At 61.5% G+C, this 12,370-nt stretch carries 13 protein-coding genes and 1 pseudogene; 7 read left to right on the forward strand and 7 right to left on the reverse strand.

The genetic code is table 11. The features are described from left to right. A partial coding sequence (locus FEM54_RS35075; RefSeq protein WP_420875315.1) for a hypothetical protein occupies positions 1-397 on the forward strand: 397 nt, incomplete at its 5' end. Here the strand turns inward: FEM54_RS35075 and FEM54_RS11735 are convergent. Then, positions 394-855 (reverse strand): TIGR02444 family protein, encoded by a 462-nt coding sequence (locus FEM54_RS11735; protein WP_138450987.1) that lies wholly within the window; start codon positions 853-855, stop codon positions 394-396. The two genes, FEM54_RS35075 and FEM54_RS11735, sit on opposite strands and share 4 nt — an antisense overlap. Positions 856-905: 50 nt before the next feature. On the opposite strand from FEM54_RS11735, the gene FEM54_RS11740 reads away from it, so the two are divergent. The 3 genes from FEM54_RS11740 (at position 906) to FEM54_RS11750 (ending at position 4,109) form a co-directional block, all read left to right on the forward strand. Beyond that, positions 906-2,816, forward strand: a complete 1,911-nt coding sequence (locus tag FEM54_RS11740) for an ATP-binding cassette domain-containing protein (RefSeq protein ID WP_056860786.1) — start codon at positions 906-908, stop codon at positions 2,814-2,816. Beyond that, positions 2,816-3,388: a mechanosensitive ion channel family protein gene (locus tag FEM54_RS11745; protein ID WP_138450989.1), complete on the forward strand. Its 573-nt coding sequence runs from the start codon at positions 2,816-2,818 to the stop codon at positions 3,386-3,388. Before FEM54_RS11740 ends, FEM54_RS11745 begins: the two co-directional genes overlap by 1 nt. Positions 3,389-3,476: 88 nt before the next feature. Continuing rightward, positions 3,477-4,109, forward strand: a complete 633-nt coding sequence (locus tag FEM54_RS11750) for a LysE family transporter (protein WP_017135232.1) — start codon at positions 3,477-3,479, stop codon at positions 4,107-4,109. Positions 4,110-4,262: 153 nt separating this feature from the next. Here the strand turns inward: FEM54_RS11750 and FEM54_RS11755 are convergent, their stop codons facing one another. From FEM54_RS11755 to FEM54_RS11770, 4 genes are read right to left on the reverse strand one after another with little or no spacing between them, the layout of a single operon-like run. Continuing rightward, positions 4,263-5,003: a penicillin-binding protein activator LpoB gene (locus tag FEM54_RS11755; protein WP_099550282.1), complete on the reverse strand. Its 741-nt coding sequence runs from the start codon at positions 5,001-5,003 to the stop codon at positions 4,263-4,265. A 3-nt stretch (positions 5,004-5,006) separates the two neighbouring features. Then, entirely contained in the window at positions 5,007-5,594 is a 588-nt protein-coding gene (lpoB, locus tag FEM54_RS11760; RefSeq protein ID WP_017135234.1) for a penicillin-binding protein activator LpoB, read from the reverse strand. A gap of 35 nt (positions 5,595-5,629) precedes the next feature. Further along, positions 5,630-6,001, reverse strand: a complete 372-nt coding sequence (locus tag FEM54_RS11765; protein WP_017135235.1) for a YcfL family putative periplasmic lipoprotein — start codon at positions 5,999-6,001, stop codon at positions 5,630-5,632. 10 nt (positions 6,002-6,011) lie between these two features. Further along, on the reverse strand, positions 6,012-7,406 hold the full coding sequence (locus tag FEM54_RS11770; protein WP_138450991.1) for a COG3014 family protein: 1,395 nt from the start codon (positions 7,404-7,406) through the stop codon (positions 6,012-6,014). A gap of 268 nt (positions 7,407-7,674) precedes the next feature. Here FEM54_RS11770 and FEM54_RS11775 point away from each other — a divergent pair, with 268 nt between their 5' ends. After that, a complete protein-coding gene (locus FEM54_RS11775) occupies positions 7,675-9,570 on the forward strand; it encodes an FTR1 family protein (protein ID WP_017135237.1) in 1,896 nt (631 codons plus the stop codon). 2 nt (positions 9,571-9,572) lie between these two features. Next, entirely contained in the window at positions 9,573-10,028 is a 456-nt protein-coding gene (locus tag FEM54_RS11780; protein ID WP_017135238.1) for a YaiI/YqxD family protein, read from the forward strand. 187 nt (positions 10,029-10,215) lie between these two features. On the opposite strand, the gene elbB is transcribed toward FEM54_RS11780, so the two are convergent. Next, on the reverse strand, positions 10,216-10,881 hold the full coding sequence (gene elbB, locus FEM54_RS11785; RefSeq protein WP_017135239.1) for an isoprenoid biosynthesis glyoxalase ElbB: 666 nt from the start codon (positions 10,879-10,881) through the stop codon (positions 10,216-10,218). A 116-nt stretch (positions 10,882-10,997) separates the two neighbouring features. Here elbB and FEM54_RS11790 point away from each other — a divergent pair, with 116 nt between their 5' ends. Further along, the gene (locus FEM54_RS11790) at positions 10,998-12,233 is read left to right on the forward strand and encodes a sterol desaturase family protein (RefSeq protein ID WP_138450993.1); all 1,236 of its coding nucleotides are present in this window, start codon (positions 10,998-11,000) and stop codon (positions 12,231-12,233) included. Here the strand turns inward: FEM54_RS11790 and FEM54_RS34625 are convergent. Then, positions 12,214-12,370 (reverse strand): annotated as a pseudogene (locus tag FEM54_RS34625) (DedA family protein); the annotation flags it as partial. The gene FEM54_RS11790 and the pseudogene FEM54_RS34625 overlap by 20 nt on opposite strands.

Consider the following 12,370-nt stretch of genomic DNA (forward strand, 5'->3'; position numbering starts at 1 on the left):
AAAGCCACCGGCCAAGCCAGCTGCTAAAACTGCTGCTGCAAAGCCAGCGGCCAAGCCAGCAGCTAAAACCGCTGCTGCAAAACCAGCGGCCAAGCCAGCTGCTAAAACTGCTGCTGCGAAACCAGCCGCCAAGCCAGTGGCTAAACCCGCTGCTGCAAAACCAGCCGCTAAGCCAGCTGCCAAACCTGCTGCCGCGAAACCGGCCGTTAAGCCAGCTGCCAAACCTGCTGCCGCTAAGCCAGCTGCAAAGCCAGCCGTTGCCAAGCCTGCTCCGGCCAAGCCAGCAACTCCGGCAGCCGCGCCTGCTACCCCGGCAGCGTCCAGCGCTCCAACCGCATCGGCCAGCAGCACCCCTGCACCGGTAGCGCCAAGCACCACCCCAACCAGCGCTTCCTAAGTGCGGGTGGCCACGACGCGCAGCTGCTGCAGCGCGTCGTGGTCAAGGTTGGCGGCTTCGGTCGCCAAGCCTTCCAGCCATTTCGGTTGACTCACTTCCCCAGTCGGCCATGCCTGCGCCAACGCTTCCAGGCGCGCTAACAATTCCCGTTCGGCCTCCAGCTCCAGAGCTTTGACTCGCTCGCGTAATGCCGCCAGAGGCATATCCTGTTGCGCCATGGCTCGCCATTGCATGCGTATCTGTCGTAACGGTTTGACCACCGTTTTTTGCCAAGGGCGTGCTAGCTGCTGCAGTGCCTGAATACGCGCGGGCTCAAGTGCAACGCCACGCTGCTCCAGCCAGGCGCCACACAGCAACAGGCACACATCCGCGCCTTGTTCCTGCAAGCGCAGGCACGCGGCTTCGCACTCTGGGCGGGCGTAAATCGATAGGGCAAAGCTCCACAGGTCAGCGCACATATTCACACCCAAGCCAGCGGCCAACGAAGCTGGTAGACTCCGCCGCCATTATGATCCGACTTCAAAGCCTAACATTACAGCGTGGCCCGCAACGTCTTCTTGAAGACGCCGAGCTGACCCTGCACGCCGGTCACAAAGCCGGCCTGATCGGTGCCAACGGCGCCGGCAAATCCACGTTGTTCGCCCTGTTGCTGGGTGAGCTGACCCCGGATTCCGGGGACTGCTTGCTGCCGGCCGACTGGCGCATCGCCCATATGCGTCAGGAGATCGACACCCTCGACCGCATTGCGATCGACTACGTGCTCGATGGCGACCTGCGCCTGCGCCAGGTGCAACACGACCTGGCCGAGGCCGAGAAAGCCCAGGACGGCGCCGCTCAGGCCCGCCTGCACTCGGAGCTGGACAGTGCCGACGGTTACACCGCCGATGCCCGTGCCCGCAAGATGCTGGCCGGTCTTGGGTTTACCAACGAACAGATGGATCGCCCGGTCGCCGACTTCTCCGGTGGCTGGCGCATGCGCCTGAACCTGGCCCAGGCACTGATGTGCCCCTCGGACTTGTTGCTGCTCGACGAACCGACCAACCACTTGGACCTCGATGCGATCCTGTGGCTGGAAGACTTCCTCAAGAACTATCAGGGCACCTTGTTGCTGATTTCCCACGACCGGGACTTCCTCGACGCCGTGGTCGATAACATTGCCCACGTCGAACAGAAGAAAATCACGCTGTACCGAGGCGGCTACACCGCGTTCGAACGCGCGCGCGCCGAGCGTCTGGCCCAGCAGCAACAGGCCTTCGAAAAGCAGCAGGCGCAACGTGCGCACATGGAAAGCTACATCGCCCGGTTCAAGGCCCAGGCCACCAAGGCCCGCCAGGCCCAGAGCCGGATCAAGGCGCTGGAGCGCATGGAAGAGCTGTCGGCGGCCCATGTCGATTCGCCGTTCGACTTTGTATTCCGTGAGTCGGTGAAAATCTCCAGCCCCTTGCTGGATCTTTCGGATGCACGCCTGGGTTATGGCGACAAAACCATCCTGGAGAAGGTCAAGCTGCAGCTCACACCGGGTGCGCGTATCGGCTTGCTCGGCCCTAACGGCGCGGGCAAATCGACGCTGATCAAGAACCTGTCCGGCGAGCTTGAGCCTTTGGCCGGCCGCCTGACCCGTGGCGAGAACACGGTGGTGGGCTACTTCGCCCAGCATCAGCTGGATTCCCTGGATTCCAAGGCGAGCCCGTTGCTGCACCTGCAGCGTCTGGCGCCGACAGAGCGCGAGCAAACGTTGCGCGACTTCCTCGGCGGCTTCGACTTCCGTGGCGCACGCATTGATGAGCCGGTGCTGAATTTCTCGGGTGGCGAAAAAGCCCGTCTGGCCCTGGCGTTGATTGCCTGGGACAGGCCGAACCTGCTGCTGCTCGACGAACCGACCAACCACCTGGACCTGGAAATGCGCCTGGCGCTGACCATGGCCCTGCAGGAATTCAGTGGCGCGGTGCTGGTGGTGTCTCACGATCGCCACTTGCTCAAGAGCACTACCGACAACTTCCTGCTGGTGGCTGACGGCAAGGTGGAAGAGTTCGACGGCGACCTGGACGACTATGCGCGCTGGCTGACCGATTACCGCCTGCGCAACGCGCCGGTGAGTAATACGCCGGTGAACCCTGACAAGACCGACAAGAAGGCCCAGCGCCAGGCCGCCGCTGCCCTGCGCCAGCAGTTGGCGCCGCACAAGCGCGAAGCTGACAAGCTGGAAGCCGAACTGGGCAAGGTGCATGAGCGCCTGGCCAAAATCGAAACCAGTCTGGGCGACAGCGCCGTCTACGAGGCGGCGCGCAAGGACGAGCTGCGCGACCTGCTGGCCGAACAGGCCAAGCTCAAGGTGCGCGAAGGGCAGTTGGAGGAAACCTGGATGGAAGCCCTCGAAGTGCTCGAAACCTTGCAAGCGGAGCTGGAGGCGCTGTCCTGATGGAAGCGTTGCAGTTGCCGCTGCCGGCACAATGGATCGCGCCGATCTGGGTCGGCGTGCAGATACTGCTGATCCTGCTGGCGGGTTATTTCGCCCAGCGCTTCGTGGCCAAAGGCTTGAATCGACTGGGTGAACGCTACCCGTTCCCACCGCAGTTGCTGATGCCACTGCGTGGCGGCCTGCGCTGGCTGATCATGGGCAGTGCGCTGATTTTTGTGCTGGAGCGCCTGGGCGTTTCCGCCACTGTCTTGTGGACGGCGTTGTCGGGGTTTGTCGCAGTCGCGGCCGTGGCGTTTTTTGCCATGTGGTCGGTACTGTCCAACCTGCTGTGTGCGATTTTAATCTTCACTGTCGGGCCGTTTCGCCTCGGTGATATCGTCGAGCTGGTGGATACCGTCGACAAGCCGGGTGTAAAAGGCCGGGTGGTGGCGATTAACTTGCTCTACACCACATTGATCGAAGTGGAGGAGGCTGGCACTGACAGTGCGATGGTACAGGTGCCAAATAGTCTGTTCTTCCAGCGCTCGGTGCGACGTTGGCCAGGTACCCATACGTTTCCGGGTGACCGTTGACACTCAATGCGGGTAAAAATCTGTAGCCAGCCTTCACTCGGCGGAGTTAGCTTTAGGCACAACCGCTAATTCTTCTCCGAGGTGTGTAATGGCACTCGACACATGGCTTGCCTTTTTCCTGGCCAGTTGGATCATCTCTCTTTCCCCCGGCGCTGGTGCCATCGCTTCGATGTCCAGCGGCCTGCAATACGGTTTCCTGCGCGGCTACTGGAACGCCATTGGCCTGCAACTGGGCCTGGCGATGCAGATCGCCGTGGTGGCGGGCGGCCTGGGTGCCATTCTTGCGGCCTCTTCGACCGCGTTTTATGCGATCAAATGGTTTGGTGTGGCGTACCTGGTGTACCTGGCCATCAAACAGTGGCGCGCCTTGCCGATGGACATGAGCGAGGATGCGACGATACGCCCGATCGGCAAGCCAATGGCGATGATGTTCCGTGGCTTCCTGGTCAACGCCAGCAACCCCAAGGCCCTGGTGTTCATGCTGGCGGTTCTGCCGCAGTTCGTGAACCCGCAGGCGCCGCTGCTGGTCCAGTACCTGATCCTGGGCGCAACCATGATCAGCGTCGATATGATCGTAATGGCGGGTTACACGGGGCTTGCGTCGAAAGTCTTGCGGCTGCTGCGCACACCCAAGCAGCAAAAACGCATGAACCGCACGTTTGCAGGCTTGTTTGTGGGAGCTGCGGGGTTTCTCGCCAGTTTGCATCGCGCAACGGCTTGATTGACGAAAACCGGCTAAAAATGTGGGAGCTGACTTGTCGAGTCGTCGCACCGCTGCGATAGCATCACCGAGGTGTAACTGACGCACCGCAGTGTCTGCATCGCAGGCAAGCCAGCTCCCACATTTGTTATGTGTTGGCTTTGAAACGCGTGCTCAGCGCAGAATCTTCGGCGCTTCGTCCCTTGGCAGGTTATTGCGCAATGCAGGCTTGCCCGGGTCTGCGTAGCCACCTCCCAGCTGTTCCGCCAGTTGGCGCGCCACATCCTCACCCAAGGCTTTCGACACTTCCCGCACCACACGCGGCCGGTTCAGGCTCACACGCACGTCACGGTTGTTCACCAGCTTGGTGTCCTGGCCTTCACCCATGGCGGTAAATGCCGAGGTGATCTCGAAGGTGCGGGTATTGATCAGGCTGAAATCGGCCACCAACGTCAGGCCCAGCACTGCTGAGTAGCTGTTGGTGTGGTCCAGGGCGTTGATGTCCTGGGTGAAGTCGATGTCTGACAGCGTACCGAACAGCACATAGTCCGCGCCCTTGAAGTTACCGGCCTTGATGCGTTTGATCACATCATAGACGTCACCCTTGGCGTCGGCGGTGTAGGGCGTGCCCTGCACCAGCTGAAACTGGTGCGATTTGAGGATCTCGCCCTTGATATCACCGCTGAATTTACGCAACTCAGTCTGTTCGATGTAGCTGGTGCGGCTCTCGTACTCGCTGTAGGCCGAGGCACCGCTGGCGTTGTACGCGCTGGCCTGGAAGTTGTTGCTGGCCGACACCGCGTGGATGTACTCCTCGACGCGCGCCTCATAGGCCAGGTCGGTGACCGCGATCTTCGGGGCGGCCGAGGCGCCAAAGGCGCACAGCAGGCTGATCATGCCGATCCATGCACGCATTGCTTAGCGCTCCGTGGTCTTGCGGATTTCTTTCTCGTCCATCCATTCGGCCAGGCCGCTTTCAACGTCGATCAGTTGCAGGCTGAACTTGTAGAACACGTCCTTGTAGTCCGAGCTGCGCTTGACGATGGAGCTGATGGAACCTTCCAGGCGGTACTTCGCGGCGACCATGTTGCCGGTCTTGCTCACTGTGGATTTCTTGTACAGGCCGCTCTGGTTTTGCAGCTTGAGCTGGTCGACCTGGCTTTGCATGTCGGTGTTATCGCTGGCGAAACGCGCGGTGCCGGTTTTCATCAGCTGGGTCTTGATCGACGTGGTGATCTCGCGGGTATCGATGTACTCGCTGGTCTTGTTCTTCACGTCATAGACCTGTACCACCGGGCGGCCTTGCAGGATGCCGGACTGGGCCAGGGAGCGGGTCATGCTCTCGGCAATCATCTGCAGGTCGGTGGAGCCGAACTCGTTGGTCACCAGTTCCACGGCCTTGGAGTCGCCATAGCTGATGTTCTTGCCGCCGAGTACCGGCGAGGTGTTGGAGCAACCGCTGGCCAGAAGGGCAACGAGGGCGAGAATCGAGAAGCGTGCAAACATGGGGAAATCTCTCTGAATACGGTTAGCGCAGCGGCTCAAGGGGTTTTCACTTCGAGACGGAAGTCAGCGGCCTGGGGCAGGTTGGCGATCGCAGGCAGGAACGTTGCCTGGTTGGCGTACAGGTTCAGCACTTTCCAGGTTTCTTCATCACCCACCGGGAAACCATCGGCACCCAGCCAGGCGAAGCGGTAATACATCATCTGGTTGCTGCTGGTGATGTTGCTCAACTGCACCTTGGCGGTCAGGAAGCCATTTTCGCGGGCCACGCGAATGGCGCCGACGGCGATGCCCTTGAACTTGCCCATCACCACGATTTTGCTGGCGGCGCTGCCGGGTTCCGGTGGCGGCGCAGTTGCGCAGCCGGCGAGCAGGACCAGCGCCAGGGCGCCGAGGATGAAATGACGCATAGCGTGCTCCTTAAGGTTGTTTGAGGGCGATAGCCTGGGCGGAAGTGCTCGGCACCACATGGGCTGCAAGGCCACCGGCGAACACCTGGTTGCCGACCACGCGCAGGGTGATGACCTGATAGCGCTGGTCGGCCTTGACCGTCACCCGCGTGCCGCCCAGTGCGTTGGGCAAGCTGACTTGGTGCTCGCCGTGCTTGAGGCGCAGGCGTGTCACTTGGGTCATGTCCGGCAGGGTGCGCCAGGTGCGGGTGTCGGCGCCTTCGGTCACGGCCGAGGCGATGCCCAGCACCAGCCCCGCCATGGGGTTGGTCTTGTTCAGGTTGTTTTGTGTCACGCCACGGCTGACCGCACGCACAGTGGTGCGCAGGATGATCCCCGGCATGTCGTCACGCAGGGCGCGGCGGGACATGGCGGTGGTGCTGTTGAGCGCGGTGAGGTTCTGCTGTTTTCCGTCGACGCCGATCTGGCCGAAGGCCTGGGTGGAAGTGTCGGCCTTGATCACCGGGAACGACAGCGGGGTGATCACCAAGTGGCCGTCAATCGGAATCGGCAGCGGCAGGCGGATCGAGTCACGCGCCGGTGCCAGGCCACTCTGCACCACGATGAGTACATCGGTCTCGTCGGCGCCGACCTTGGACTTGTCCAGGTCCAACAACGCCTGTTCCAGCAGCGGTGTGTTGGGGCGCAACTCGGCAGCCTTGCGATAGCCCGGTGCAGCCAGGTCTTTTTCACCCAGGGCTTCGTAGACAAAGCCTGCCAGGTAATGGCTGAACGCACTTTGGTAACTGTTCTTCAGGCCGACCACTTCCGGCGCGTCCAGCGCTTCCACCGGGTAGCCGCGCAGGTCTTTGATCTGGGTAGTGACGCCCTGGCGCTCGGCTTCGTTTTCGCGCTTTAAGTATTCCTTGTCCCGCAGGTCGGCGATTACGGCTTCGCGCTCGTGGGTCTTCTTGATCTCGGTGCGGGCGCCGTCGAAATCATTCAGGGCCAGCAGGTTCAGGGCCATCTGGGTGGTCAGCATGACTTTTTCGTAGTCATAACCTTCGTAGCGACGCACCTTGTCGTTGACCAGGAAGCTGCCGAACTGGGCGAGGTACTTTTCGCTGTCGAACTTGACCGATTCTTCCCACTTGAACACTTGCAGGTCGGCGCTGCGCCAGGCGGTCTGGCTGCCGGTGAGGTCGCCTTTGGCGCGCAACAACTCGCCCTTTTCAAAGAAGTAGAGCAGGTCCTTGTCTTCGCCGGTGTTGTTTTTTTCCAGCAGGGTCAGGGCGCCGTCGACGTTACCGGTGGCCAACTGCTGGTTGGTGGCTTGCAGCTCGGTGTCGTAGCTGCGAAACATTGAACAACCGGAGAGCAAGGTAACCGCCGCCAGTGTGAGCGGGGTTAAGGCGCGAAATGCCATGCAAACTTCTTCCCTGAGAGTGATCGGCTGATGTGCAAATTCCTCATAAAAACGAGGAAATAAATTCCCTTTTGCAATAACAGGGCGCGGCATTATAGGCGTCATTGCTGGCAAAACAATGGCTTTTTGCCGCTGCAAGTGGCGCTGAGATGCCATTGCTTGTCTCTTGATTGCACGGGGCTCACAGGCGCCAAATCACGAACGCCTTGAGTCAAACGCTTTAAAATTCAACAATGTGTTACTTCGTATTTCCCTTTGAGATTCATTCATGATTGCCCCCATCCGTTTTCTCGCCTGGTTGCTGCTGCCAGCCTTGATGTCATGCAGCTTCAACCTGCTGGCCGCGACTGCCGAGGGCGCCCCACAAGCCCTGCATTTGTTGGACTACATTGGCGCTGACTACCCTCCGACGGTGGAGGCGGGCAAGGTTATCGATGAATCCGAATATCGCGAACAAGTAGAGTTTCTCGGGGTGTTGCAGGGGCTGGTGGCCGAGCTGCCGCAAAGGCCGGAGCGCGCCGAGTTGGTCAAGGGCGTCGACGAATTGTTAGCGGCTGTATCCGCTCACCAGGACGGCGCGACCGTCGCCCGCCAAGCCCGTCAGCTGGGCGCCAAGTTGGCGGTGGCCTATGAAGTCAGCCAGGCACCGGCTATCACGCCAGACCCTGCGCGGGGGGCGCCGCTGTACGCCCAGCACTGCTCGGTGTGCCACGGTACTGCCGGTGCGGGTGATGGCCCGGCGTCCACGGGCATGACGCCGCCGCCAGCGAACCTGCGCGATGCGGTACGTCTGGACCGCCTGAGTCTCTACGCGATTTACAACACGTTGGGCCTGGGTGTTGAAGGCACCGACATGCCCTCTTTCGCCGACCAACTGGATGACCGTCAGCGCTGGGACCTGGCCACCTACATTGCAGGCTTCACCGCCGACCCGGCTGCCGCCAAAAGCGAACAGCCTTTCAACCTTGCCGACCTCGCTCGCCAGACCCCCAACGAAGTGCTGGCAGCCAGTGGCCCAGCCGCTGCCGCGACGTTCCGCGCCCAGCGTGCGCAGCCGCCGCAGGTCAAGCGTGGCCCGGCGCAGTTGCTCGACTACACCGCGACCACGTTGGACAAGAGCCTCGCCGCGTTCCGCAACGGCGATCACGAACAGGCCTATGACCTTTCGGTCGCAGCGTACCTGGAAGGCTTTGAGCTGGTAGAAAGCTCCCTGGATAACGTCGACGCCAACGTGCGTAAAGACACCGAGAAAGCCTTGATGGCCTACCGGCAGTCGTTGCAGGACGGCCTGCCGGTCGAGCAGGTGCAACAGCGCCTGGACGTGGCCAAAGGCAAACTCACCGAATCCGCCGGATTGTTGGGCAGTGATGGCCTGAGCTGGTCGCTGAGCTACATCTCTGGTTTGCTGATTCTGCTGCGCGAAGGCCTTGAGGCGATCCTGGTACTGGCGGCGATCCTGGCGTTCCTGCGTAACACCGGCCAGCAATCGGCGGTGCGCAGTGTCAACGTCGGCTGGGGTTTGGCGCTGCTGGCTGGCTTGGCGACCTGGGCACTGGCGGCATATGTGATCGACGTGAGCGGCGCCCAGCGCGAATTGCTCGAAGGCTGCACGGCGTTGTTCGCCAGTGTGATGGTGTTGTGGCTGGGCGTATGGATGCATGACCGACGCCACGCGGCGGCCTGGCAGGATTACATCAAGAGCAGCCTGGTCGGCGGAGGGGGGCGTTTCGGTTTTGCGATGCTGGCGTTTTTCTCGGTCTATCGCGAGCTGTTCGAGGTGATCCTGTTCTACGAAACCCTGTGGCTGCAAGCGGGCCCTGCCGGGCACAACGCGGTACTGGCGGGCGGCGCCACGGCGCTGGTGCTACTGGTAGGGTTGGCGTGGGTGATCCTGCGCGGCTCGGCGAAACTGCCGCTGGCGTTGTTCTTCGGTATCAACGCGGCGCTGCTGTGCGCGCTGTCGGTGGTGTTCGCCGGGCACGGCGTCAAGGCCTTGCAGGAAGCGGGCATCTTCGGCACACGGCCGGTGGCGTTCTTTGATTTCGACTGGCTGGGCATTCACGCCGATGCGTACTCGTTGAGTGCGCAGGCTGTGGCGATCCTGGCGATTGTGGTGCTGTACGGCCGCAGTCGCCTGGCCGAGAAGCGTCGAGTGGTGGCATAAGCATGCGGGTGTGGATCGATGCAGACGCCTGCCCGCGAGCAGCCAAGGACCAAGTGGTGAAGTTCGCGCTCAAGCGCCAGTTCGAAGTGGTGCTGGTGGCGGGTCAGAGCCAGATCAAGCCGAGCTTTGCCTGTGTGAAGCTGATCGTGGTGCCCAGCGGCCCGGACGCGGCGGATGACTATCTGGTGGAGCACGCCGTGCCCGGTGAGTTGGTGATCTGCAGCGACGTGCCGTTGGCCGACCGCCTGGTGAAGAAGGGCGTCACAGCCCTCGACCCCCGCGGCAAGGAGTTCAGCCCGGCGAACATGAGTGAACGGCTGGCGGTGCGCAACCTGTTCACCGACCTGCGTGAGCAGGGCCAGATGGGCGGCGGCCCACCGCCCCATGGTGAAAAGGACAAGCAGGCGTTTGCCAATGCGCTGGACCGTATCCTCACCCGATTAATGCGCCAGGCCTGACCTTGCAGTGAATGGGTTTGTTGTAGCAGTTGGGCTTGTTGTGGCGAGCAGGCTTGCCCTGCGTTGGGCTGCGCAGCAGCCCCAGACCCCACAACCTCGCACAGCCTGACACACCGCGCTGCCTGAATTGGGGCGGCTTCGCCACCCAGCGCAGGGCAAGCCTGCTCGCCACCCCATTTATCGCGGGTTAATCATTCTCGTGGGTCAGTTCCAGCACGCGATCCACCAACTTGTTGATGCCTGACGCCACCTCGCTGATGCGCTTGCCGAGCATGTAGGCCGGCGTGGTCACCAGCTTGCGGGCCTTGTCCTCGACGATATCCTCGACAGCGCACTCCTGATGAGTGGCGCCCATCTTGTCCAGGGCCGCCGCCGTGTCGGGGCAGTTGCCGATGGTGCAGGTCACGCCGGGGCCGTAGATTTTTGCGGCCAGGGCTGGCGAGATGCAGATCAGTCCCACAGGCTTGCCGGCTTCGGCAAAGGCTTCGGCCAGCTCCAGCACTTGCGGGTTGACGCTGCAACCGGCGCCCTCCACGGCAAAGTTCGAGAGATTCTTCGCTGCGCCAAACCCGCCAGGCACGATCAGTGCGTCGAACTCGTCGGCGTTGGCTTCACGAATGTCTTTCACCTCACCTCGAGCGATGCGCGCCGACTCCACCAGCACATTGCGCGACTCGGGCATCTCTTCACCGGTAAGGTGGTTGATCACGTGCAGCTGTGCAATATCTGGCGCAAAACATTGGACCTGAGCGCCGCGCTGATCCAGGCGCAGCAGCGTGATCACACTTTCATGAATCTCTGCGCCGTCGTACACGCCGCAGCCGGAAAGGATCACTGCAATCTTTTTGCTCATGGGCATCTCTCCTGTTTTTGTGGCGTTAAATGTCTACTAATTTGTCACCTGTTGCCAATGGGATCTCCTGCGGCTACACCTAATCTTGATGTAACAAAAATACATCGGACTAGCCCATGGACTTCGTGCCTTACGCGGTACCGTTTTTTATTGCCTTGATCGTGGTCGAGCTGCTGGCCGATCGCTGGCGCGGTGAACGCAATTATCGGGTGGCGGACGCTATCAACAGCCTCAGCACTGGTGTGCTGTCCACCACCACCGGGTTGTTGACCAAAGGTGTGGGCCTGCTGACCTACGCGTTTGCCCTCAAGCACCTGGCGCTGATTGAGCTGCCTGCCCAAAGCGTGTGGACCTGGGTGTTCGCCTTTGTGTTTTACGACTTCTGTTACTACTGGCTGCACCGCTGCGGCCATGAGCGCAACATCCTCTGGGCTGCGCACTCGGTGCATCACCAGAGCGAGGACTACAACCTCACCACCGCGTTGCGCCAGACCAGTACCGGCTTCCTGCTGAGCTGGATCTTCTACTTGCCCCTGGCCGTCGTGGGCGTGCCGCTGGTGGTGTTTATCAGCGTGGCCTCGCTCAATCTCCTGTATCAATTCTGGGTACACACCCGTCACGTGCCCAAGCTCGGCTGGTTCGAGTGGTTTTTCGTCACGCCGTCCAATCATCGTGCCCACCATGCGCAAAACGCTCTCTACATGGATCGCAACTACGGCGGGGTGTTCATTATTTGGGACCGCCTGTTCGGCAGCTTCCAGGAAGAAGACGATAACGAGCCGGTGATCTTCGGCGTGACCACGCCGTTGGCCAGTTGGAACCCGCTATGGGCCAACCTGCAGTTTTATGCACAGTTGTGGAGTGATGCGCGGCGCACTGAGAGCTGGTGGGACAAGCTGCGTATCTGGTTCATGCGCACCGGCTGGCGCCCGGCGGACGTGAAAGCCAAGTACCCGATGGCCAAGCCCGATTTGAGCCAGTTCCGCAAATTCGAGGTGCCGCTGGACGCGCGCCAGCAGGTTTATATCGCCCTGCAATTTGCAGCGTATGTAGGGTTTGGCAGTTACCTGATGAATTTCGGCGAGGGGCTGCCCACGGCGGCGCTGGTGCTGGGCTGGAGTGCGATGGCGCTGGGGCTGTTCACCTTGGGCGTGGCCCTGGAGAGTCGGCCGTGGGCGCTGAAAGCCGAGCTGGTGCGCCTGGGACTGAATGTGCCGTTGGTGTGGCTGGCGCCGCTGGTCGGCTTGTGGCCGGCCAGCAGCCTGGGCTGGCTGGGCCTGGTGAGTTACAGCTTGCTCAGTGCAATCGGCCTTTACTGTTGCAGAAGCCGGCTTACTCGACTGGCGTCTTAGGCGGTTGCTCCGGCGCCTGCTCGGCAGCCAGCCGGGCCTTGGCCTCAGCACAGGCTTCGCGGGCGATACGCGCGTTCTTGAAGCGCCGGCGCAGCCACAGGCCAAAGCCCAACAATAGCAACGCGCCCAGCACCCAC

Source organism: Pseudomonas edaphica (assembly GCF_005863185.1).
Taxonomy (GTDB): domain Bacteria; phylum Pseudomonadota; class Gammaproteobacteria; order Pseudomonadales; family Pseudomonadaceae; genus Aquipseudomonas; species Aquipseudomonas edaphica.